Source organism: Rhodopseudomonas sp. P2A-2r, from assembly GCF_026015985.1.
Classification (GTDB): Bacteria; Pseudomonadota; Alphaproteobacteria; order Rhizobiales; family Xanthobacteraceae; genus Tardiphaga.
Genome location: NZ_CP110389.1, coordinates 3926341 through 3949636 on the forward strand (window position 1 = coordinate 3926341; position 23296 = coordinate 3949636).

At 63.4% G+C, this 23296-nt stretch carries 22 protein-coding genes and 1 pseudogene; 5 read left to right on the plus strand and 18 right to left on the minus strand.

Features of this window, described 5'->3' with window-relative positions:
* Nucleotides 1–133: 133 nt before the first annotated feature.
* The 3 genes from ONR75_RS18985 to ONR75_RS18995 form a co-directional block, all read right to left on the minus strand.
* Nucleotides 134–1120, minus strand: coding sequence for a FecR family protein (locus ONR75_RS18985; RefSeq protein ID WP_265078623.1), 987 nt, complete (start codon nt 1118–1120; stop codon nt 134–136).
* Nucleotides 1117–1758 carry an RNA polymerase sigma factor gene (locus tag ONR75_RS18990; RefSeq protein WP_265078624.1) on the minus strand — a complete coding sequence of 214 codons (642 nt, stop codon included), beginning with the start codon at nt 1756–1758 and terminating at the stop codon, nt 1117–1119. The genes ONR75_RS18985 and ONR75_RS18990 overlap by 4 nt, the downstream gene beginning before the upstream one ends.
* 71 nt (nt 1759–1829) lie before the next feature.
* Nucleotides 1830–2477: an STN domain-containing protein gene (locus ONR75_RS18995; protein ID WP_265078625.1), complete on the minus strand. Its 648-nt coding sequence runs from the start codon at nt 2475–2477 to the stop codon at nt 1830–1832.
* 274 nt (nt 2478–2751) lie between these two features.
* Between ONR75_RS18995 and ONR75_RS19000 the strand changes: the two genes are divergently transcribed.
* The 3 genes from ONR75_RS19000 to ONR75_RS19010 are packed head-to-tail and all read left to right on the plus strand — an operon-like array spanning nt 2752 to nt 4488.
* Nucleotides 2752–3126, plus strand: a complete 375-nt coding sequence (locus tag ONR75_RS19000; RefSeq protein ID WP_265078626.1) for a hypothetical protein — start codon at nt 2752–2754, stop codon at nt 3124–3126.
* The gene (locus ONR75_RS19005; RefSeq protein WP_265078627.1) at nt 3104–3523 is read left to right on the plus strand and encodes a hypothetical protein; all 420 of its coding nucleotides are present in this window, start codon (nt 3104–3106) and stop codon (nt 3521–3523) included. Before ONR75_RS19000 ends, ONR75_RS19005 begins: the two co-directional genes overlap by 23 nt.
* 44 nt (nt 3524–3567) lie before the next feature.
* The gene (locus ONR75_RS19010) at nt 3568–4488 is read left to right on the plus strand and encodes a hypothetical protein (RefSeq protein ID WP_265078628.1); all 921 of its coding nucleotides are present in this window, start codon (nt 3568–3570) and stop codon (nt 4486–4488) included.
* 158 nt (nt 4489–4646) lie between these two features.
* Here the strand turns inward: ONR75_RS19010 and tnpC are convergent, their stop codons facing one another.
* From tnpC to ONR75_RS19050, 8 genes are all read right to left on the minus strand, one after another.
* Nucleotides 4647–6170, minus strand: coding sequence for an IS66 family transposase (gene tnpC / locus ONR75_RS19015; RefSeq protein WP_265078629.1), 1524 nt, complete (start codon nt 6168–6170; stop codon nt 4647–4649).
* 77 nt (nt 6171–6247) lie between these two features.
* Nucleotides 6248–6613 carry an IS66 family insertion sequence element accessory protein TnpB gene (tnpB, locus tag ONR75_RS19020; protein ID WP_265078630.1) on the minus strand — a complete coding sequence of 122 codons (366 nt, stop codon included), beginning with the start codon at nt 6611–6613 and terminating at the stop codon, nt 6248–6250.
* The gene (gene tnpA, locus ONR75_RS32880) at nt 6610–7050 is read right to left on the minus strand and encodes an IS66-like element accessory protein TnpA (RefSeq protein ID WP_265078501.1); all 441 of its coding nucleotides are present in this window, start codon (nt 7048–7050) and stop codon (nt 6610–6612) included. The genes tnpB and tnpA overlap by 4 nt, the downstream gene beginning before the upstream one ends.
* A gap of 231 nt (nt 7051–7281) precedes the next feature.
* Entirely contained in the window at nt 7282–9753 is a 2472-nt protein-coding gene (locus ONR75_RS19030) for a glycoside hydrolase family 2 protein (RefSeq protein ID WP_265078631.1), read from the minus strand.
* 31 nt (nt 9754–9784) lie between these two features.
* On the minus strand, nt 9785–10777 hold the full coding sequence (locus ONR75_RS19035) for a DUF1839 family protein (RefSeq protein ID WP_265078632.1): 993 nt from the start codon (nt 10775–10777) through the stop codon (nt 9785–9787).
* 3 nt (nt 10778–10780) lie between these two features.
* On the minus strand, nt 10781–11689 hold the full coding sequence (locus ONR75_RS19040) for an amino acid--[acyl-carrier-protein] ligase (protein ID WP_413776525.1): 909 nt from the start codon (nt 11687–11689) through the stop codon (nt 10781–10783).
* A 26-nt stretch (nt 11690–11715) separates the two neighbouring features.
* Nucleotides 11716–12921, minus strand: a complete 1206-nt coding sequence (locus ONR75_RS19045) for an acyl-CoA dehydrogenase family protein (protein WP_265083731.1) — start codon at nt 12919–12921, stop codon at nt 11716–11718.
* A 7-nt stretch (nt 12922–12928) separates the two neighbouring features.
* Nucleotides 12929–13174 (minus strand): acyl carrier protein, encoded by a 246-nt coding sequence (locus tag ONR75_RS19050; protein ID WP_265078634.1) that lies wholly within the window; start codon nt 13172–13174, stop codon nt 12929–12931.
* Between the two features lie 404 nt (nt 13175–13578).
* Between ONR75_RS19050 and ONR75_RS19055 the strand changes: the two genes are divergently transcribed.
* Entirely contained in the window at nt 13579–15342 is a 1764-nt protein-coding gene (locus tag ONR75_RS19055; RefSeq protein ID WP_265078635.1) for a serine aminopeptidase domain-containing protein, read from the plus strand.
* A gap of 38 nt (nt 15343–15380) precedes the next feature.
* Here ONR75_RS19055 and tgt read toward each other — a convergent pair whose 3' ends face one another.
* From tgt to coaD, 6 genes are all read right to left on the minus strand, one after another.
* Nucleotides 15381–16514 carry a tRNA guanosine(34) transglycosylase Tgt gene (gene tgt, locus ONR75_RS19060; RefSeq protein WP_265078636.1) on the minus strand — a complete coding sequence of 378 codons (1134 nt, stop codon included), beginning with the start codon at nt 16512–16514 and terminating at the stop codon, nt 15381–15383.
* Nucleotides 16511–17593 (minus strand): tRNA preQ1(34) S-adenosylmethionine ribosyltransferase-isomerase QueA, encoded by a 1083-nt coding sequence (gene queA / locus ONR75_RS19065; RefSeq protein ID WP_265078637.1) that lies wholly within the window; start codon nt 17591–17593, stop codon nt 16511–16513. The genes tgt and queA overlap by 4 nt, the downstream gene beginning before the upstream one ends.
* Before the next feature lie 135 nt (nt 17594–17728).
* Entirely contained in the window at nt 17729–18196 is a 468-nt protein-coding gene (locus ONR75_RS19070; RefSeq protein WP_265078638.1) for a peptidylprolyl isomerase, read from the minus strand.
* Nucleotides 18172–18615 (minus strand): hypothetical protein, encoded by a 444-nt coding sequence (locus ONR75_RS19075; protein ID WP_265078639.1) that lies wholly within the window; start codon nt 18613–18615, stop codon nt 18172–18174. Before ONR75_RS19075 ends, ONR75_RS19070 begins: the two co-directional genes overlap by 25 nt.
* A 6-nt stretch (nt 18616–18621) precedes the next feature.
* Nucleotides 18622–19209, minus strand: coding sequence for a peptidylprolyl isomerase (locus ONR75_RS19080; protein WP_265078640.1), 588 nt, complete (start codon nt 19207–19209; stop codon nt 18622–18624).
* A gap of 46 nt (nt 19210–19255) precedes the next feature.
* Nucleotides 19256–19750, minus strand: a complete 495-nt coding sequence (gene coaD, locus ONR75_RS19085) for a pantetheine-phosphate adenylyltransferase (RefSeq protein WP_265078641.1) — start codon at nt 19748–19750, stop codon at nt 19256–19258.
* 325 nt (nt 19751–20075) lie between these two features.
* Here coaD and ONR75_RS19090 point away from each other — a divergent pair, with 325 nt between their 5' ends.
* Entirely contained in the window at nt 20076–20333 is a 258-nt protein-coding gene (locus ONR75_RS19090) for a hypothetical protein (RefSeq protein WP_265078642.1), read from the plus strand.
* Nucleotides 20334–20419: 86 nt separating this feature from the next.
* Here ONR75_RS19090 and gyrA read toward each other — a convergent pair.
* Nucleotides 20420–23181 (minus strand): annotated as a pseudogene (gyrA, locus tag ONR75_RS19095) (DNA gyrase subunit A).
* Nucleotides 23182–23296: the final 115 nt, after the last annotated feature.

The following is a 23296-nucleotide window of genomic DNA, read 5'->3' on the forward strand; positions in this document are numbered from 1 at the left end:
CGGACCAGACGACCAACGCGCTCGCCGGACTCCCCGGCTGCCTTAAGGACGCTCGCCCCTGCGGAAAGCGGAAACGCAAACCGCAAAAATATACTGTGTGGACAACGCGATATACGTCACGTGATCGTCGCAATCAGCCGACGATAACGATGCCACCCGCAAGTGTTGTGACCTTTGCGCCGAACACTTCCCGGAATTGGGTAGCCACCGCGTCTAGGCGCGCGAGCTTGAAGCGTGCGCTGACCTGACGCCGGCCGAGTTCGGCATTTGTCAGCACGATGCGACCTGGCCGGTAGCGATTGATTTCATCGATGACAAAAGCGAGTGGCTTGTTCTCAAACACCAGCATGCCATCGCGCCAGCCGGCGGCGACGAAGGGATCGACGCTCACGACCGTGCCGAGATCGTGACCATAGCCGATCTGCTGCCGGGCGCCGATATCGGCGTCTTTTCCACCCACGGCGATATCGACGCGGCCCGCAAGGCAAGTCACCTGCACGCCCGCCGCGTCGCACCGCACCACAAACTGGGCATTGGCCGCAGCAACGGTGCCGCCACCGGCCCGAACACGAACGGGCATCGCTCCTGCCGTGACCGCTGCTTCGCCCTCGACGAGTTCAATGCGTTGCTGATCCGGGCGACTCGCACCAATATTCAGGCTTGTACGCGTATTCATCTCCACCGAAACACCCCCGGCCAGGTCCAGCTTGCGCTGCTCTCCCACAGCCGTCCGATAATCAGATGCAAGTTCCGACAGCGACGGCCACAAACCGAGCGGCGGACGGACCAGCATCGCGCCGCCCGCCGCTGCGACCGATGCCGCGATGGCGCCGCCGACGAAACCACGCCGGCCAATCGTACGTGTTCGCGCTGCGCTTGCCTTCCCGCTCTGAAGACCCGCCGCCTGTAACGGAGCTTCGAGCATCCGCCACAGCCTCTCCGCCTGCGCATAGGCTTCGGCATGTTGAGGGCTCGCCGAGCGCCAGCGCTCGAATTCGCGCAACTCGGCCTCGCTCGCATCGCATGTCGCGATTTGCACGACCCAATCCTTGGCGCGCGCACGCAAATCAGCGGGGTCATCCGTTATCACGATCACTGGATCTGGCACCGGGCCGCTCATGTTAGCCACCGTTGAGGCGGCTCGTCGCCCCCGTGATCGGCCAGGCAGGCTTCGCAGTGATCCAGCGCCTTGCGCAGTTCGAACCGCACCATGCGCGCCGAAATGCCGAACCTATCGGCAATCTCGTTCTGCGACAGTCCCTCGATCCGCGCGGCCATCAGGATCTCGCGGGTCCGCGGCGACAAAGTCGCAATGGCGCGGTTGAGCGCATCCAGCTCAGACCGGGATTCAATCTCGCGCTCGGGCCCGGGCGCATCGTCTGGCACCGCATCGAGCGGCACATTGCCTGTATGCTGCCGCGACATGCGCTGTTCGCTGCGCCGACGATCGGTCGCGATGTTCATCGCCACCTGCAGCACATAGCCGGCCGGACTCTGCACCATGCCGATCTCGTCGCTGCGATTGAGACGCAGCCAGGTCTCCTGCAGACTTTCTCTTGCCAGCTCCTCGGAGCCGAGCCTTCGGGTCAGCCGCGCACGGAAATCGTCATAGCGGGCGGTCAGCAAGTCGCGCAGCGACGCCCAGCTCATCGCGCCGCGACCGTATCGGCGCTCTGGATTGGCGCACACCAGCTCGTGGCCCCGCGACCCAAACACCACAACCGGGAAGATGTCGGCAAAGAACACACGTCCAGACAACCCTCACCCCGATGCGCCGCTATGTAGCCCGCTTTTGTGACGGTTCTGCTACAAGGCGAAGCACATCGACTTCATGGCTCGCAACCGGGCTCGTGAGGCAACAGGGCCATGGTCAGCGGTTGTCGCATCCCCGGAGGCGGAACAGCGCCGATGCTCAGGCGCTGAAGGGCCTGGGCGATTGCATCATCGCGACGAAAACTTCCGGTCGAACTCAGCAACTTCGCGCGCCGCACGGTCCCATAGTCGGTGAGCCAAAGCTGGACGGCGATCCGGTAGTCGCGGGACCGTGTTTCAACGCTGTTGCAAAGCTCGCCGATGATCCCTGCCTGTACATGGCCAAGAAACATGCGCTGTTGATCGGACAGCAGCTCCGCCCTCTCCTGCGGCCTGAGGGAGACGGTCACCGCGTCGAAATCCGTTCGGCGTCCGACGAGGCCGGTCCCCGATAGCAGCTTGTCGAGTGCGGCCTTCGATAGTTGGTATCCCGTGACGGCGGCGGACACGCGCCCCGCCACCAGCGAGGTCTCGTAGAGGACCTGCAGCCCGCTTGTCTCGGCATAAGCGTTCAAGGCAGCCTTCAGGTCCTGAGATGGAATGGCATAGTTTTGCTGTTCGCCCTCGGCACCGACCGCGACATCCGGACGCAAGCCTACACACGTATAGACGCAAAGGAGCCAGAGACAGAACGGGAGGACCGAACGGCGTTTTAGGTAGTTCATAGGTGCTTCGGCCTCTGGTGTGAATAAGCACCGAATGGGACCCCACTCGGATGATCGCAGTACTTTGATCTGGCAAAGGGAAATTGTTCGGGATGGATCCGGATCGGCGCCGATCCGGATCCCATTTTTACCTAGTCGCTCGCTAGATCAATAGGTTGGCATTCGTGCAACTCGGGGCCCCGCGTCGGTGCTTATTCACACATTCAATAATGAATCGGTCTCGTGCCATGCATCAGCAACCTGCACCCTTGGTCCTGTCATCGGAGTAAGTTGCATGATCACGACCGTCCTAGAGACCGAAAGCCCGGACAATCAATTTGAACTCCCGGCGATGTCCGTGGAAGAAGCGCGTCGGGTCATCAAGCGATATGACGAGATAGTGGCGGTCAGAATATTCAATCCTGACGGGTGGCGCGACTGGTATCTTGAGTTTTCGACGGGACAGTTCGACTCATGCACTTTTGACGTTGACGCGGTTTACGAAAGCGAAACCGGAAAACGACAGTCGATCAACATCATTCACCGAAGCTCACCTTGCGATCTGCGAGAGGAACTGCGGCAAGTGCAGTTAGAGGCAGATTCGGACAATCCGCACTTGTGCCATCCACTCTTTGGCGCTCGTAACCGTGGCGGAAGGTACACCTACTGAGATCCGGCACGATTGGTCGCAGATTGTCACGCCTTTCGTACCGCGATTGGCTGATCTAATTGAGGATACGTCCCAGCGCGCTGCCTCTGAGTTCGAGATTTATCTACTCGATCGCCTTTACGGAAAGACGACCGATTGCTGGCTCGACAATTTCGAATTCTTTGCGGCCGAGTACCTCACTGAATTGGTTGGGGCCGTCTCCGCTTTCGGCAAGGATGTGAAACTCAGATTCTTGAGTGATGAGGATAGGCGTACGGCGGCAGTCGCTGGATTTCCAATTGTCAAAGAAGGTGCCAAAGGAATTCTTGAACTCCTATCCCAGTTAGACCGTGAATATGTGGGCGGCTGGAAGACCTCCGGCCCTGCCTCAGTCTATGGCAAACTTTTTCCCGTCTGACCCATGGTTTGAAACAGGCGACGTACGCACCGGTACATGCGATCGTGACCGATCACATCTTGTCAAAGTTCCCAATTGGACCTGGCGAAATCCTGTTCGGCGTGCCCGTGAAGACCCGTCGGCTACACTCGATCCAAACAGCAGCTAAGTTTTATGGAGTTTACGCCAAGCGTCTTCGGAAAGCGCTTGAGGTCGAAGGATTGGTGCCAGATCCTTCAGCTACAGATCACGACGTTCTGATCGATGTTGCTGACGTAGAACGAGTCGTTCTGCGCGAAAAGCATAGCTTGACCCTTTTGCAGGCTCAAGAGCGCCTCAACGTTAGCGAAGTCTCCATGAATGTCTTGCTCAAGGCGGGCCTCACCAACCGCCATCGCGTTACCAGCGGTAAAAGGGGCGACCGATACTTTGACTACGAGATCGATCAGTTCCTGGACAATCTTTCGATCAATGCCCAACCGATCAAAAAGGAAAATGGGAACGTCATGAAAATTCGATCCGTCGCTCGCTATGCTCTGCGGTCACTTTCTGACGTCATTCAGCTGATTCTTGATCGGAAAGTGAGCTGGGTTGGTAGGCTACCCGAAGTGAAAGGAATTGAAGCGCTCGTGCTAAGACTCGACGAAGTCAAAGCCGTAGTGAGAGGACCAACATTTGAAGGCTTGACGGCCGTCCCGGCAGGCCATTTTTTGCAGATCACAGCACCCGTTCTTCGCGAGATTGCTCGCCGCGGTATTATTAAAACTATCCGATGCGCGGATCCTGTAAACCGCAGTTCACGAATTGTTTTCCCGCTTGCGGAACTTGAACGCTTTCGCCTTGATTATGTCTCTCTTAATCATCTGAGGGATGGTCGCCAAGGCGGTTGGGTTCGGAGGAAACTGGCAGCGGACAACATCATGCCGGCTGAGGAATTGGCGGGTCTCGAAGCTACTTTTTACAAACGATCTGACCTTAAGATCTAAGCAATCACCCGATAAACTAAAAGCTCCCATTTTCGGGAGCTTTTTTTGCTTCTTTGAAGGTCAAACTAGGCTGCAATTCATGGACATTACACTCGAACGCGGGTTAGGAAAAACCCACAAAACGCGGGGTTTCGAGCGTTCTAATGTAAGCGTCGTCCTCAAGCCACGGCTCTGAGGTCTTGCTTTCTGTAGGCCCACGGCAGTAGCGCTTCGATATCGCGGTTGGGGTGACCGTTGGCGATCCTGGCGAGAACATCCGAGAGATAGCCGAGGGGATCGATGTCGTGGAGTTTGCAGGTCTCTATCAGCGTTGCGATCGTTGCCCAGTGCTCGGCGCCGCCGTCGGAGCCCGCGAACAAGGCATTTTTCCGGTTCAGCGTGATCGGGCGGATGGAGCGCTCGACGGTGTTGTTGTCGAGCTCGATGCGGCCATCGTCGAGGAAGCGGGCCAGGCCCGCCCAACGTGACAGGGCGTAGTTGATTGCCTCGGCGAGTTTGCCCTTTTGGCTGATCAGCCCGAGTTTTGCGCGCAGCCAACTCTCCAAGGCGTCGATCAGCGGTCGGCTTTTCTGCTGCCGAACCAGGCGACGCTCCTCGGCGCTGCGGCCGCGGATTTCCTTCTCGATCGCATACAGCGCAGCGATGCGCTGAAGCGCTTCGCTGGCGATCGGCGCAGGACCGGGCGTGGCGAGCTTGTAGAAGTTGCGCCGCACATGGACCCAGCAAAATGCGAGCTGCACGTCGCCGCGCTCGGCCAACCTGCGGTAGCCGGCATAGCCGTCCACCTGCAGGATGCCCTTGAAGCCTTCGAGATGGATGATCGGCCGCTCGGCCTTGCGGTCCGGGGCGTAGACATAGGCCACGCCCGGCGGATCGGATCCATTCCATGGCCGGTCATCGGCGGCATAGGCCCATAACTGGCCGGTCTTGGTGCGGCCGCGGCCGGGATCCAACACTGGCAACGTCGTCTCATCGGCAAACAGTTTTGGCCGCTCTTTGAGCTTTTCGAGCAGGCGTTGGTGCAACGGACGCAGATGCCAGGCGGCATTCCCCACCCAGTCTGCCAGCGTCGAGCGGTCGAGGTTGACGCCCTGGCGGGCATAGATCTGGGACTGCCGATAGAGCGGCAGATGATCCGCATATTTGGAGACGAGTACTTGGGCGATGGTGGCTTCGGTCGGCAGCCCACCCTCGATCAGCCGCGCCGGCGCCGGGGCCTGCACGACGCCATCCTCACATTGGCGACAAGCGTATTTCGGCCGGATCGTGACCAGCACCCGGAACTGCGCCGGCACGATATCCAGCCGCTCGCTCTTGTCTTCGCCAATCCGGTGCAACGCGCCCCGGCAGCAGAGGCAGGTCTTGTCGTCGATGTCGATGGTGGTCTCAATCCGCGGCAGATGCGCCGGCAGCGCGCCGCGGTTGGCCCGACGCTTCGCAGCTCCGGCCCGTCGTGCGGCCGGTGTCGCCTGCTCAGCTTCTGCGGCGTCACGCGCCGACGCCTGCTCGACGTCTTCCAGGCCCAGCAGCATCTGGTCCTCTGGCAGCGTCTCCGCCCGGCGGCCAAACTGGTGGCGCTGCAGGTCCCTGATGATCTGACGCAGCCGTTCGTTCTGCACCCGCTCGGCGAGCAGCATCGCTTTCAGCGTCTCGGAATCATCGGGCAATGCGTCGCGCGGCATGATCAAATCAGAGCATATTTACCGGCATTTTGCGACGTGCTCGATGCTGCTGATTCACTTTGCCACAGCAACAGGCGTCAGCCAGGCTGCGCCGGCGTCACCGTCTCGCGCGCCGTGTGGACACGCCGCCAATCCAGCCCTTCGAGCAGCGCCGACAATTGCGCGGCCGATAAATGGATCACGCCGTCTTCGATCTTCGGCCAGCGGAAGATGCCATCCTCCAGCCGCTTGGCGAACAGGCACAGACCCGTGCCGTCCCAATACACCAGCTTGATCCGATCCGCGCGCTTGGCGCGGAACACGTAGACCGCGCCAGAGAACGGATCCGCCGCCATGCTCTCGCGCACCAGTGCCGCCAGCCCATCGGCGCCCTTGCGGAAGTCCACAGGTCTGGTCGCGACCATGACGCGGACCGCGCCGGTCGGGCCGATCGGGCCGATCACGCGCCGGCTTTCAGCGCCCGCAACACCGCGGCGATCGTGTCCGCCGGGGCGCCCGCGCCGATGCGCACCGTCACGCCGTCGATCGCAACCTCGATCATTCCGGCGGGCGGTTCATCCCGATGCTGTCGCCGCGTCTTGCGCTGCCGAGGCCCCCCGGTGTCGGACGGTGCCGCATCGATGACCGCCGGGACGAACCGTGGTTCGTCATCCTTGGAAACGACCGCTTGAGATTCTTTGACTTGCCGGCGCCAGCCAAACAATTGCTGCGGCGACAATCCGTGCCGGCGTGCCACCCCGGAAACCGAGTCGCCGCTGGCTTCGATCTCCGCGACCACCCGCGCCTTGTCCGCGTCGCTCCATGTCCGACGGCGCCCCGCACCGGTGAACACCTCCAGCCGGCGAACCGGCTTGGTGATAGCACTATCCACTGTGTCCATTCTAAGCCTTGCGGTTCGACGTAACCGCAAAATCGCAGATCTGCACATTGGCCGGAAGGTGGCGCCGGAACGACGCTTACGTTCTAATGGACAGACTAGTCTTTTCTCCACAGCGCGGAGATTGTTGTTTCCAACTAAGTGAGACGTCCGCGCGGCCTTCTGACCATTGGCGCGTGCCGGCCCGGCGGTCCCATTCGAATGCGTCGGCGAGAATTGCGGACCGCCGCTTGGTCAGTAGTTGACGTCACCGCTCAGAGTGAGCGCCGAGACCCGCCCCGACGGACGCAAATGACCGGACGCATGCCGGGGCGGCGCCAGGCGCACGATCCTGCGATGCCCACAGGCCATATGGAAATAATTGTCGTCGGGCAGGAACTCGTTGTCCGCGATTTCAACGAAGCGCGTTGCCGTGGGGACTTGCAAGTCGAGAAAGAAACCGGCCGCGTCTTCCCCGAGCGCCACGGCAATCGTCTGATCCGCCGCTGACGTCGGGGGGCCCAGAAAATGGAAGGCCTCGTGAGGTCGATCGGAGTTCTCGGCTGCGAACGTGGCATGCACGGTATCGTGCGCCGCGGGTCCGAAGCGATAGCAATGACCGGCGTCGAAGAACCGGTCGAACAGCGCGAACGCGCCGATGGAAAGCCCGCTGTGCGGCGCCACGGTCACGTGGCGCTCGGCTTCGATCACCGGCGTCTTGCCGTCTCGGAGGCAACGCAAGGCAAGGCTGCCCGTGACCGCCTCCGGCGTGTCGTTGACCAGATGCAGATAAAGCCCGTTGGTGCCTTCATCCGTGATCGACAAACGCAACGGCAGCGCGGCGCGGCGCAGGGCGTAGAAGGTCGATTTCGGACGGCCATCGCAATCCACCAGGCCCCACCCTGCGCCGGGCTGCAGATCGCGCCACAGCCAGAGCAGCGCGCCCGCAGTGGTGGAGGCCGGACGGCGCCATTCGTCGATGGTCCGTTCGATCACCTCGGCGGCAATGGCGCGCGACAGTTGGCGCCAGCGCCGGGGATCGCTGTGGCGCAGGCTGCGGCCGTCCTCGTTCCACAGCGCCTGCAGGTAATGCTCGCGCACGTCGTCGAAATCCCAGGACGCGCCGCCGTCGCGCGGCACGCCGGCAAGCCAGCGGTCCGGATCGCTGGCAGGATCGAGCCGATGCTCGGCGAAGTGACGATCATCCGGCAGGTTGGCGAAAGCCAGGCACTCGGAGGCAAAGCGGACATTGGCACGGCGCGCATCGTCGAGCGGCCGCAGATAGGCGCCGACGCCGTAATAATGCGACGGGCCGGCTTCGGCGACGAAGGGCAGCGCGCCGCCGGACGGCGAGCCCGGCACATAGGCGACGTCACTCAAGTCCGCCAGGACCTCGGGAATGACGGATTCCGCCAGCGGCACGTCGCGCAGCTCGCGCGGCAGGCCCATCATCGCCGCCTGCTGGCCGACCTCGCTGCCGCCGCACATCACCACGAATGACGGCGACGCGCCCAGCCGGCGAACCAGCGTCTTGATTTCGCTGCGGATGATGTCAGCAAAGGCTGCATCCGGCGGATAATCGAAATTGGCCATCATGGCGTCCTGCCACACCATGATGCCGAGCCTGTCGCAGAGGTGGTGAAAGTCCGGCGTTTCATAGACCATGGTGCCGCTGAGACGGAGCATGTTGAGTCCGGCAGCCTGCATCAGGCCAAGCTCCCGGGCGTAGTCCGCATCGGAGGCCTGCAGGCTGACCACGTCGATCGGCGTCCAGCACGCGCCGCGGCAAAACACGCGGACGCCGTTCACATGCAGCGTGAAGCTATTTCCGTCAGCCCCGCGGTCGACTTCGACCCGGCGAAATCCGACTTCCCCGAGATCGATCCGAACGGCGCCGACGTCAATGGTCACGGCATGCAGCGTCGGGTTGCCGTGGGTGTGAGGCCACCACAGGTCCACATCGGGAATCCGCAACGTGCCCTGCCAGCGCGTCGTCTGGCCTTCGGCGCCGAGCAGTCTCAGCGACGCCTCCGCCCCCGCGCAGTGCAGCACCGGCGTCACGCCTTCGGCCACTCCCGACAGATCGAGCGCGACCGTCACAACGCCTTCGCTGTGTTCGAGCCGGCTGCGCAGATCGACATTGCCGGCACGAACCGTCCCCTCCTCGATGAGCAGCACGGACCGATACGGGCCGACCACATCGACCGGCGGGCACCATCCGGGCATATGCCCGATCAGCGTGGTGCGCAGGAACCGCAGCTTCGGCTCCTCGATCATCATGGTTTTCCAGCGCGGACGTGGCCCCTTCGTCCCCGCCAGCACCCTGCGGAGGCTCCTGAAGGCGATATGGATCCAATGCTCGCCGCCGAGTCCGATGTCGACCTCGTAGGGTTCGTACATCGAACTGCCGGTCAGAATTAGCCGGCCGTCGAGGAAAACCTCGGCGAACGTCGCGAGCCCTTCGAACCGCAGCTTGCGCTTGCCCTGTCCATTGACGCGGAGCCGATACCAGACGTCCTTGTCGTGCAACGGCTGCGGCTCAATGAGGCTCCACTGTCCGAGAGCCCGCAACGCACCGGCGGCCGTTCCAGGAACGAGTGCGGGTAACCAGACTGCGTCACCCAGCCCGCCGGGCGCCTGCCATGCCTGGGGAGGCGACAGCGCCAGTTCCCAGCCGCTGTCGAGCGGCTGCACCTTGCGTCCCGTCATGGCGCGGATGTCGGTCATGGCAATGATAGCCGATCAGGTCGCGGGGCGATCAGGCTGCGGCGCAGCGCGCAGCGAAACCGTTCATGAGGCAGTCGAGGGCGATGTCGTAATCATCAGCGAGCTGGCGGATGGCCTCGGTGACATCCGGGACCTTGCCGCGGGCCGAGGCGCGGGCGAACTGAAACTGCATGATCTTGGTGCCGCCGGCGATCGCTTCCGCGGCAAGCCGGGCGCGCTCCAGCGCCGGGTCACCCTGCTCCTGCAACCATGCCAGATAGGTCGCCAGCAGTTCGAAATTTGCACCGGCCTGACGCAAGGTGCTGAACGCGTAGGTGTGAAACCACCCGGCCGGCCGTTCCATCAGCCTGGCAATGTCGCCACCGATCGCGTCACCCCATGCGGTAAAGGGATTCTGCGACGGCCGCCGACGCAGATGGTGCGCCAGCAGCGTACGGGACTTGTCCATCTGCGCGTGCACCGGCGGCGCTGCACCGAACTTGATGAATTCGACATAGGGGAACAGCGGCAGACCGTTGTCGCTTGCGGGTCGCAACAGCGCGTCGAAATCCTCGCCATCGAGGCGGAAGTAACCGCCATTGTGGAAGTAGTCGATCCGGCGGCCCGCCGAATCCAGCACGTTGACGCCGATGGTCGTCTTGCTGTGGCTTTGGCGATAGGTGATGCCGCGGGTATCCGGCAGATAGCAGGAGTCGACCTCGATCATGGGGATACGGCCGCGCGCCAGCTGCACGCGGACGTGCTCTTCCAACTGGTCGAAGATCGCCAGCTCCAGAACCTCGACGCCGTACAGCAGCGCGAGATCGGCGGGCGGAAACTTGAAGAACGTGAACTGGTCGCCCTCGTAATCCTGCGCGACCGTGAAAGCCAGCGCTGCGCGCGGATCGTGCCCGCGCTGGGCCAGCACCTCGATCAACAGATCGACGTAGCAGTTGGTCTCGGGCCAATTTCGCGCGGCGTCATGCAAGGCGTGACGCGCATAGGTGGCGGGATCCAGTCCCTCGATGACGCAGACGGGGTGCAAGGCCTAGCCCCACAGCACGCGGCGGACGTCCGCGGGCCACGCATCGACCTTGGTGCCGTGGTGACGGAACAGCGCCAGCGCGGTCCGCTCCAGGCCGAAGCCGACGCAGGCCGAATGCACGGCTTCGCCGTCGGCGAAATTCATGCCCCACAGGCTGCCGAAATGGTTCTGATGATAGTTGAACGACAGACACGCCGTCGGATTGTCATCGCTGGCGACCGGGATCAGCAATTCGAACTTCAGGCCCTGGTCGCGCTGGCTCGACGCCAGCACGCGGCCGGTGCGCCCGAAGAACGGGTCGTTGGCCACATCGATGACGCAAGGCAGGCCGAGCGAGGAGATCAGCTTCTCGCCGCGCTCGAGCCAGGTCGCCCGGAACGAGGTCACCTCGTCGGCCGTGCCGATGCGGACGAATTCGCGCATCCGGAACAGCTGCATCCGACCGGGATCCTTCGAGGGCTCATGGCGGAAGCAGTAGGACTTGAGGTCGAACAGCCGGCCGCCCTCGGGCACCGGACCTTCCGCGGCGACGGTGGGATACAGCGGATAGCAAGCCGCCGGCGTCAGGGCGATTTCCGTCGGGTCCTGCATTTCGGTCCAGTCCTCGCCGCGATCGATCATGGCGACGAGCTTGCCGTGAGCGATGGTGTCGCCCATGAAGGAGTGGACGCAGCCGGCCAGCTGCGGGAAGCTCTTCATGTAGCCGGCCTTCTCGAGATTCTTGCGAGGCATGCCCGGCGGAAAATGAATCCGCGTGGCCTGATCGCCGACGGCCATTTTGGTGACCGCGTTTTCGAACCCGTCGATGACCTCTTCGAACACGCCGGCGCGGCCGTAGAGGCCGTCGACGCCGGTCTTGATCAGGATCGACTCGTCGAACAAGGCGGTGAGAAATGCTTCCGGGCTTTGCACGATTTTAGCAGGCGCGTTCATCACACTCACTCCAGATCTGAATCAAATCGGCTCGCGACCACCAGGCCGGCGGTGTTGGCGAGGATACGGTCGTTCGCCACCATCAGCGGTGCCGACAGCACATCCCTGAGATGGCGGCCAACGGAGAATGGACCGTCGTTACGATAGCCAGCGATGCCGGTCACCATCAGCGCCTCACGCACGACGTCGACGGCCATGGTCGAAGCCATGATCTTGAGATTGTTCATTTCGATCGCGAAATTGATCGAGCTGAGGTCGTCTTCGTCGGACTTCGCCGTCTCGAACCGATCGATATGGGCGACGAGGGTCGCTTTGAACGTCTGCAGCTTTGCGGTGGCCTCGGCCAACCGCACCGCCCCGGGCAGCGGGCCCGCGAAGTCCGACGGCATGCGCCGTGCGGTCGCGCGAACTGAAGCATGGGCGCGCGACAAGGCATCGCTCGCGATGCCGAACCAGACGCTGGCCCACAGCACATGGGCGGTGGCCAGCATGGATTGCACGGCGATCTCGCGGAAGGGTTTTGGGAAGATCTGTTCGGCGTCGGCCGTTGCCGTCAGCAGAAAGCCACCGGAGCAGGTGCCGCGCATGCCGAGCGTATTCCAATCGCCGGTACGCTGCAGCTGATAGTCGTCACGCCGCAGCGCGATCAGGACCTGATCGGACCCTACCGACGCCGGGCCGCGGCGCGCGGTCGCCATGATGATGTCGGCCTCAACTGCGTAGGACAGGACCGTCGCCTGCTTGGTCAGCGAGACACGATCCCCCGTCGTCTCGATCGCGCAATTTGACACGCGCATATCGCCGCCGATGCCGGCTTCGGTGGTCGACGACGCAATCAGCAGCTGTTTGGACGCAACATCGCGCATCAAAGCGCGGTGATAATCGGTCTCCATCCCATGGGCGACCAGACTCGACAGCTTGATCTGGTGCATGGCGTAGATCATGCCGCTGGCGCCACAGGCTCCCGCGAGGATCGCGCAAAGATTGGCGATCTTGCGCAAATCCAGCTCTTCCCCGCCAAGGCTCTTCGGCACCATCAGGCCGAGCATGCCGTGGCCGCGAAGCGCCTCGAATGTCTGCGCAGGGAACGTCCCATCCCGGTCTGCAACATCGGCATTCGGAGCCGCCACGTCGGTGGCGACCCGCCGCATTACGTCACGCCACGACGCGGCCACCGGCGCGTCGACGCCTTGCTTCACCGCGCTCGGCATCATGACCTCAGACCTTCTCGGAGACGAGCTGGTCGACGGCGGAAATCAGACCGCCAAACGTCGCGAAGGTTTTGCGGGTCAACAGGCTGTTGGGAAATTCGATGTCGAATTCCTCCTCGATCGCCAGCATCAGCTGAACCGAACCGAACGACGTCATCCCCGCATCGAACAGATTGTCCTCGTCGGACAAGCCATCGACCGGAACGGGAACAATGTTCATCGATCCCACAATGGCGCGCACCCGATCACGCATTCTTTTTCTCCACAGTTATGTCCCCTTGAGGCCGGGGCGGTGTCAGAGTTGTCGGACCAATATCAGCTAAAAGTCGAGCGAATCTTAAACACTCCCGGATGCGACGCACCGTTTCGGCATCAAGCTTAATGAAATGGAAATTTCGGCGCGCAAAATTGACGCGCTCGTCCCATGGCGGTCGGCGCGTTCGCGGCGACTGCATCGCCTCAAGAAGATCGCGGTACAAGACCTCTAACGCGCAGTAGCACGTGTTAATGATGGACAACGATATCGAATGACACCGTAGTCGCCCGTAAGCTATGAAATCGGTCTTTCGCTAGGGTGATTGCTGGATTGCGAATATCGAAGTTCCGGCCCGTTCGGTTGGCGAACTGGATCAGGCGAACAGTGACAGTTTGAAGATCATGAATTCTCGATATGGCCTACCGGTAACGCTTGGCACTTTCGGCGGCTTCTACTACCCGGGCCGCATCGATCGGCCAGGGCGCAAGGCGGTGTTATTGCTGGCGCCTATCGGCTACGAGGAATTGTGTACCCGCGCCACATGGCGCGTTCTGGCCGAGAGCATTGCCGCAGCCGGCCACCCCTGCCTCCGATTCGACTATCCCGGCACCGCCGATGCCATCGATCCCGTCGGCGCGCCCGAAGGCATCTCCGACTGGTTCGCTGCCGCCCGTCAGGGCGTTGCGTTCCTGCGCGAACATAACCCCGGCATCGAGCTGGTTCTGGTCGGACAAGGCCTTGGCGCCAGTCTGGCAGCCCAGCTCGGGCCGGAGCTGCCCGACGTCGCCGCGACGGTCCTGATGACACCGCTGGTGAAGGGCCGCGCTTATCTTCGCGAACTTCAAGCCTGGTCGCGCATGGTGACCGAACGGATGGGGATCGGACCTGACCCTTTGGGTGACAACGGCTACGACGTCGCCGGCATTCCACTGGCGAGCAGCCGCGCCGCGGCCATCCAGGCCATCGACCTCACCCGGGCAACGCAGCGCCCGGCCGCAAAGGTCCTGCTGGTCGAACGTGGTCAAATGGCTCAGAGCAGCCCGATCGGCAACCACCTGAAGACGCTCGGAGCCGATGTTTGCTCCATCAACTACGCTGGATATGAAACGATCCTGGAGGATCCCACGCCGGCCGAACCGCAGCTCGGCACGCTGGCACGCATCGTGTCATGGATCGACGACCTCGCGCCTTCTCCGATGGCTGACGGCAACCTTTCAGCCAAGGCGCCGGAGCCCGCGCGGCCGATCGCTGGCCCACACTTCGAGGAATTGCCAGTCCGGTTCGGGCCCGACGAGCGGCTGTTCGGTGTGCTGTGCCGACCGCTCGGCCGAACGTCGCTGGCTATTGCCGTGCTGGCGAACTCCGGACGCGACTATCACATCGGCTGGGGTCGCGCAGCAGTGGAACAGGCGCGCGCCCTCGCGGCGCGGGGCATCGCCTCGTTGAGATTCGATGCAGGCGGCATCGGTGACAGTCCGGCTTCGGCAAACGCGCCGGCCGAAGTGCTTTATTCGGACGAGACAATTGCCGACATGGGCCACGCGATCGACTATGTCGAGCAGCTCGATGCCGGCCCGATCGCTCTGGTCGGACGCTGCAGCGGTGCTTACGCAGCATTCCAGGCGGCCGTGCAGGATGTGCGCGTTCGCAATGTCGTCGTCATCAACATCATGCGTTTTGTCTGGGACCCCAGGGAGACCGTCGCAGAAGCGGTGCAGTCGGCCCACCGCACCATCAGCGGTTCGGTTGCGATGCTGTTCAGCAAACGAAGCCTGAGACGGCTGCTGTCGGGCAATTTGCGTTTCAAGACCGCAGCGGCCTTTGTGTCAAAACGCCTTGCTCGCATGGTCTCGCTGAAGCCAAGCGAGATTCTTGCGGGCGGGCCGGGCCAGCAGCTCTACAAGGAGGGGCATCGCCGTTTCCAGACCCTCGAAAGTCGAGGCGTTGGTCTGGCGATGTTGTTTGCGGAAGGCGATCACGCTCTCGGCGAATTTCGCACCTATATGGGACGCAAGGGCGCGCGGCTCCGCCGCTATCCCAGCGCTTCGATTTCGATCATCCCTGATGCCGATCACAATTTCACCCACTCGGGAGCGCGCGCGCGACTGACGAACGTCTTGTGCGACGTGCTCGCGGCACCTGCGTCATCGCCGTCCCGCAACTAGCTTCGCCGGGCTCCCGGCTTCACCGAGCCCCTGCGCCGTCAACGCGGCGGGATATCGCCCTGTGCCCAGCCCGCGCGGGTGCGCTCGCGGAATTCGGCGAAGGTCCCATTCGCGATCGCCGCACGGATGCCCTGCATCAGGCTCTGGTAATAGGCGATGTTGATTTCCGACAGCAGCATCGCGCCCAGCGTCTCGCCGGAGCGCACCAGATGATGGATGTAGGCGCGGGAATAGTCCCGCGTCGACGGCCAGGTACTTTCTTCATCCAGCGGACGGGGATCGTCGATGTGGCGGGCGTTGCGCATATTGAGCTGGCCGTGGCGGGTGAAGGCCATGCCGTGGCGGCCGTTGCGGGTCGGCATCACGCAGTCGAACATGTCGACGCCGCGCGCCACCGCTTCCAGCATGTCGTCCGGCGTGCCGACGCCCATCAGATAGCGCGGCCGGTCTGATGGCAGGATCGGCACGACTTCCTCGATCATCGCCAGCATGACGTCCTGCGGCTCGCCGACCGCAAGGCCGCCGATGGCATAGCCATGAAAGCCGATATCGACGAGGCCCTGCGCGCTCAGGCGACGCAGCGCCGGCACGTCGCCGCCCTGCCCGATGCCGAACAGCATGTAGCCGTCCGGCGCCGTCTCGAAGGCGCGCTTGCAGCGCTCCGCCCAGCGCAGCGACAGCTGCATGGCGCGGTCGATGTCGGCGTGCTCGGCCGGCAGCCGCACGCATTCGTCGAGCTGCATGGCGATATCGGAATTCAGCAGCCGCTGGATCTCGATGGCGCGCTCCGGCGTCAGCTCGAACTTGGCGCCGTCGATATGCGAGCGGAAGGTGACGCCCTGCTCCGTGACCTTGCGCAGCTGCGCCAGCGACATCACCTGGAAGCCGCCGGAATCGGTCAGCATCGGCCCGTTCCAGGTGGTGAATTTCTGCAGGCCGCCAAGGGCTGCGATCCGCTCCGCTCCGGGGCGCAGCATCAGGTGATAGGTGTTGCCGAGCACGATGTCGGCGCCGGCGTCGCGCACCTCGCGCCAGTGCAGGCCCTTCATGGCGCCGAGCGTTCCGACCGGCATGAAGGCCGGGGTGCGAACCTCGCCGTGCGGCGTGGTCAACCGGCCCAGACGCGCGGCGCCGTCGGTGCCGAGCAGTTCAAAATGATTGGGTACGGTCATGAGTTGGTTTTATCCGGAAACAGCAGGCTGGCGTCGCCATAGGAATAGAACCGATAGCCGGACGCGATGGCGTGGGCATAGGCCTTCGTCATGGTCTCGAAGCCGCTGAAGGCCGAGACCAGCATGAACAGCGTCGACTTCGGCAGATGAAAATTGGTCAGCAGCAGGTCGACCGCGCGAAAGCGATAGCCCGGCGTGATGAAGATCGCGGTCTCGTCGGCGAAGGGATGGATGATGTTGTCTTCGGTGGCGGCGCTTTCCAGCAGCCGCAGCGAAGTGGTGCCGACGGCGACAACCCGGCCGCCGGCCGTGCGCGCGGCGTTCAGCGCATCCGCGGTCTCGCGCGAGATGGTGCCCCACTCCGAATGCATCTTGTGCTCGGTGGTGTCCTCGACCTTGACCGGCAGGAAGGTGCCCGCCCCGACATGCAGCGTCACCCGATGCAGGCCGACGCCGCGTTCGCGCAGTGCGGCTTCCAGCGCCGGGGTGAAATGCAGCCCGGCGGTGGGCGCGGCCACCGCGCCGTCCTGGGTCGCGAACATGGTCTGGTAGTCTTCGGCGTCGCGCTCGTCCGGCTTGCGGCGGGCGGCGATATAGGGCGGCAGCGGCGGCGCGCCGAGTTCGGCGATGGCCTGGTCGAGTGCGGGACCGTGAAAGCTGAACGACAACGTCACTTCGCCGGCCTCGCCCTTGGCCTCGACGACGGCATCGAGATGGCCGAGCAGGCAGACCCGCCCCTCGCTGCCGAAACGCACGGTATCGCCGGGTACCAGCCGCTTGGCCGGTTTGACCAGCGCCTGCCAGCGTGAGCCGTCGAGCCGCTTGATCAGCGTGGCGTCGATCCTGGTCTCGGGCTCGCGGCCGATGCGGCGGCCGGCCAGCTGCGCGGAAATCACCTTGGTGTCGTTGACCACCAGCTGATCGCCCGGCCGCAGCCAGCCCGGCAAATCGGCAACGGTCTGGTCCTGCAGCCCAGCACCGGGTTGCACCACCAGCAGCCGCGCAGAATCGCGCGGGCTGGCGGGGCGCAGCGCGATATTCTCAGGCGGCAGATGAAAGTCGAAAAGGTCGGTGCGCATACGTTGTCGTTCTATGGGTACGTCATGGCCGGGCTTGTCCCGGCCATCCACGTGTCGCTTGCGATGACGTCTTAAAACGTGGATGCCCGGGACAAGCCCGGGCATGACGAACTCTGGTAGTGAGCGACGTTCTGCTTACGCCGCGGCGTCGGCGGCCATGTGGGCCTTGACGATCTTGTCGGGGTTCTGCACCGGCTCGCCGCGCTTGATCTTGTCGACGTTCTCCATGCCTTCCACGACCTTGCCCCACACCGTGTACTGGTTGTTGAGGAACGAGGCGTCGTCGAAGCAGATGAAGAACTGGCTGTCGCCGGAATCCGGGCTCGCCGCGCGGGCCATCGAGGTGGTGCCGCGGACATGCGGCTCCTTGTTGAACTCGGCCTTCAGCTTCTTGCCGGAACCGCCGGTGCCGGTGCCCTGCGGGCAGCCGGTCTGCGCCATGAAGCCGTCGATGACGCGGTGGAACACGATGCCGTCATAGAATCCTTCGCGGACCAGTTCCTTGATGCGGGCGACATGGCCCGGCGCGAGGTCCGGGCGCATCTCGATGGTAACGGGACCCTGGGTGGTTTCGAGGATCAAAGTGTTTTCGGTAACAGCCATGCTTGCTTCTCTGCTGGTTTGGGTTGGTTTCTGCGGTCGTCAAACCGCACTCTGAAGGGGCGTCCTGCGACGGCGTCGCCCAGGCCCCCGGTAAATGGCATCGGCGTGCAATGTTGCAATGTCTCCATCACAGCCGTTCGGTAGGCAATGCTGTCGGCCGCGGAAGCGTCCGGCGTTTCAAATGTGATCCGCGGCTTGCCGAAGATCTGTCCATCGCGCTGCAGGCTGAACAGCACCGTGATCTGCATCCCCGGATGTCCGCGGGGCAGCGCCGGCGCTCGCCAGCAGCGTTGCAGCCTCGCAAACATCTCCTCCAGCGTGGCGACCGGCCGATCCTGAGCGATCGCTTTGCCTGCGCCCGCAAACGCCAGGGCCAGCAGGCCTGCCGCGACGACAACCGAAGTCGATCGTCGCAGCATTGATGGTTACTTGATGTCGGAGGCGATCTGCACCTTGACCATCTTGTCGGGGTCGGTGACCGCGCCGCTCGGCGAACCGGCCGGGGCCTTCTTGAGCTTGTCGACGACATCCATGCCGGAGACGACTTCGCCGACCACGGTGTACTTGCCGTTCAGGCCGGCATTCTCCGCCAGCATGATGAAGAACTGCGAATTGGCGGAATCCTCGGAGGCGGCGCGGGCCATACCGACGATGCCGCGCTTGAACGGGACCGAAGAAAACTCGGCCTTCAGGTTCGGATACTTCGAGCCGCCGGTGCCGTTAAAATTCTGGCCGTCGCCGGTCTGCGCCATGAAGCCGTCCATGACGCGATGGAACGGCACGTTGTTGTAATAGCCTTCGCGGGTCAGCAGCTTGATGCGCTCGGCATGCTTGGGCGCCAGATCCGTGCGCAGCTTGAACACGATGCGCCCCTTGGTGGTGTCGATCACCACGGCATTGGCCTTGTCGAGACCAGCCGGCAGCGCGGTGGCGGGCGCCATGGCGGCAGGCGCTTGCGCGAGCACGGGAGCTGCGACCAGCAGGGCAGCAGCGACGGCGAAAATGCGGATCATGAAAACTCCGGATCAGAGAAAGCCGGTCAACCGGCGAGTTTGAACGTCAGGCGAATTTCAGCTTCAGGCTTTCGGCGACCGCCGGCGGCACGAACGCCGAGACGTCACCACCCATGGCCGCGATTTGCCGCACCAGTGTGGCGGTGATCGGGCGAACGCTCACCGAAGCCGGCAGAAAAACGGTTTGCACCGCGGGAGCCATGGTCTCGTTCATGCCGGCGATCTGCATTTCGTAGTCGAGGTCGGTGCCATCGCGCAGACCGCGGATCATGATCGTGGCGCCGGCCTTTTGCGCCGCGGTGATGGTCAGATTGTCGTAGGTGGTGCAGTCGAAGGCGCAGCCGGCGGCGGCGGCCAGCGGCGCGAATACTGCTTCCACCATTTCCAGCCGCTCCTCGGTGGAGAACAGCGGCTTCTTGCCGGGGTGCACGCCGATCGCCACGATCAGCCTGTCGCACAGGCCGACGGCGTGGCGGACCACGTCGAGGTGACCATTGGTAACGGGGTCGAATGAGCCGGGATAAAGCGCGATACGGGGCATCCCCCTCTAGCGCGCCCTTGGAAACGCTGCAAGCCGAGTTGGTTCCCCTAAAACCCCACCTTCTGCCAAGGTTTATTTTAAGCCGTGAATCGAACCAACACGGGGGCTGGCGCGTCTATTGGGGGAGCCGGCGACGTGGCTGAAAAGACAGCGGTTTCCGACCTCATGTGTCGTCCCGAAGGATGGACGAAACAGAAATTCGGGGCGGACGAAACCAGTTTTCCAGGTGACGACAACTTCTTGAAACAGCGCCTGACTATTCAGGCACCCACAGGAAGCGACAAGCCAAAACGGGCCAAAACGGCCCAAATGACAGGGGACCGTCATGATCAAGACACTTTCAGCCATCGCGATCGCAGCTTTCGTCGCCGCCGCCCTCACCGTTCTCCCGGGCTTCGCGCCGCAGGTAGAAGCGTCGGTGCCGGTGGCGCTGGCAAAAGGCGACCGCCTCGACATCAAGCCGCTCGGCCGCGACTGCTCGCAGCAGGCCTGGCCCAATTTCGAGGCCTCCTGCCTGCGCAACGCCGGCACCAAGTCTGCCAATATCCGCGAGGCCCGGCTGGTGACCGCCGAGCGCAAGTAACCGTCCGTCACCTGCCCGCTCCATCAAAAAGCCCCCGGCTTCCACCGGGGGCTTTTTGATTCCAGCGAGCTTTTAAGTCCGGTTACTCACTCGTCGACGACCGGTGCCGTACCGTTGCCTTCCGGCTCCTCACCAGTTTCCCCGATCCGCTCAACCGACACCACATGCTCGTCCTCGGCCGTGTCGAACACGGTCACGCCCTGGGTCGAACGGCCGGCAATGCGGATGCCGCCCACCGGACAGCGGATCAGCTGCCCCTTGTCGGTCACCAGCATGATCTGGTCGTCGTCCTCCACCGGGAACGAGGCGACCAGCCGGCCGTTACGGCCGTTGACCGACATGGCGACGATGCCCTTGCCGCCGCGACCGGTGGTCCGGTACTCGAACGATGAGGTCCGCTTGCCGTAGCCGTTCTCGCTGATGGTCAGCACGAACTGCTCGGAGGCCGACATCTCCACATAGCGTTGCTCGCCGAGTTCGATCGCCGCGGTCGCCTCTTCCGTCTCGGCGGCGGCCGCCTCGTCCTCGACCAGACCGCGTTCCTCGACGCCGCCACGGCGCACCGCATTGGCGCGCCGCAGATAGGCCGCACGCTCCTCGGAATTCGCATCCATGTGGCGCAGGATGGTGAGCGAGATCAGCTTGTCCTTGTCGCCGAGCGTGATGCCGCGCACGCCCATGGAGCTGCGACCCTGGAACACGCGCACGTCGGAGACAGGGAAACGGATGCACTGGCCGCCCGCGGCCGTCAGCAGCACGTCGTCATGCTCGGTGCAGATCTGCACATCGACGATGGCTTCGCCCTCGTCGAGCTTCATGGCGATGATGCCGGACCGGCGCACGTCGACAAAGTCCGACAACTTGTTGCGCCGGACGCCGCCGCCGGTGGTGGCGAACATGACGTCGAGGGTTTCCCAGGTCGCCTCGTCCTCGGGCAGCGGCATGATGGTGGTGATGCGCTCGCCCTGCTCCAGCGGCAGGATGTTGATCAGCGCCTTGCCGCGGCCGTTCGGCGGCGCGATCGGCAGCCGCCAGACCTTTTCCTTGTAGACCTGGCCGCGCGACGAGAAGAACAGCACCGGCGTATGGGTCGAGGCGACGAACAGCCGGCTGACGAAATCCTCGTCCCGCGTCGCCATGCCGGAGCGACCCTTGCCGCCGCGGCGCTGCGCGCGGTAGGTCGACAGCGGCACCCGCTTGACGTAGCCGGCATGGGACACGGTCACCACCATGTCCTCGCGCTGGATCAGGTCCTCATCCTCGACCTCGCCCTCGTGCTCCATGATCACGGTCTTGCGCGGGGTGGCGAATTCGGACTTCACCGCCGACAACTCGTCCTTGATGATGCTCTGCACGCGGGCGCGCGAACGCAGGATCTCGAGATAGTCGGCGATCTCCACCGCGAGCTTTTCCAGCTCGTCGGAAATTTCCTCGCGGCCGAGGGCCGTCAGGCGCGCCAGGCGCAGATCGAGGATCGCCTTGGCCTGCTCGAACGACAGCCGCGCCGTGCCGTCCTCGGCAAGCGTGTGGCGGGGATCGTCGATCAGCATGATCATCGTGGCCACGTCCTTGGCCGGCCAGTCGCGCGACATCAGGATATCGCGCGCCGTCGCCGGATCGGGCGAGGTGCGGATCACGCGAATAACCTCGTCGATATTGGCCACCGCGATGGCCAGGCCGACCAGGATATGGGCGCGATCGCGCGCCTTGTTGAGCAGGAACTTGGTGCGCCGGGTGACGACCTGTTCGCGGAACGCGATGAACAGCGTCAGCAGGTCCTTCAGGTTCATCACCTGCGGCCGGCCGGCGTCGAGCGCCACCACGTTGGCGCTGAAATTGGTCTGCAGCGGGGTGAACTTGTAGAGCTGGTTCAGCACCACCTCGGGCACCGCGTCGCGTTTCATCTCGATGACCACGCGAAAACCGTCGCGGTCGGATTCGTCGCGCAGGTCGGAGATGCCCTCGATCTTCTTCTCGCGCACCAGTTCGGCGATGCGCTCGACCATGGTGGCCTTGTTCACCTGGTAGGGAATTTCCGAGATGACGATCGCTTCGCGATCCTTGCGGATGGTGTCGATCGACACCTTGCCGCGCATCACGATGGAACCGCGGCCGGTCAGATAGGCCTGCCGGATGCCGGCGCGGCCGAGAATGATGCCGCCGGTCGGAAAGTCCGGCCCGGGGATGATCTTGATCAGGTCATCGATGGTGAGGCCGGGCTCGTCGATCAGCGCCGTGCAGGCGTCGATGACTTCGCCGAGATTGTGCGGCGGGATGTTGGTGGCCATGCCGACGGCGATGCCGCCGGCACCGTTGACCAGCAGGTTGGGGAATTTGGCAGGCAGCACCCGCGGTTCGCGGAACGAACCGTCGTAGTTATCCTGATAATCGACTGTGTCCTTGTCGATATCGTCGATCAGCAGCTGCGCGATCTTGGTCAGGCGCGATTCCGTATATCGCATGGCGGCCGCAGCATCGCCGTCCACCGAACCGAAATTGCCCTGGCCGTCGATCAGCGGCACGCGCATGGAGAAGTCCTGCGCCATGCGGACCATGGCGTCATAGACCGACTGGTCGCCATGCGGATGATACTTACCGATGACGTCGCCGACGGTGCGAGCCGACTTGCGGTACGGCTTGTTCCATTCGAAGCCGTTCTCGTACATGGCGAACAGGATGCGACGATGCACGGGCTTGAGGCCGTCGCGCGCATCGGGCAACGCGCGCGCCACGATCACGCTCATGGCGTAATCGAGGTACGAGCGTTTCATCTCATCGAGAATCGAAACGGGACGAATATCCGAGGGGCCGGCGGCTCCCCGGGCTTGTTGTCTTCAGTGTCGGACAATGATGATTTCCGGTCAGGTTTTGCTGGGAATCATATAGCGCATCGCGCGCCCGCAAGCCACCCCTGCCCGTCCCCGGCCAGCGGATTTTATCTCCGGTTTTCCAATCACTTAAGG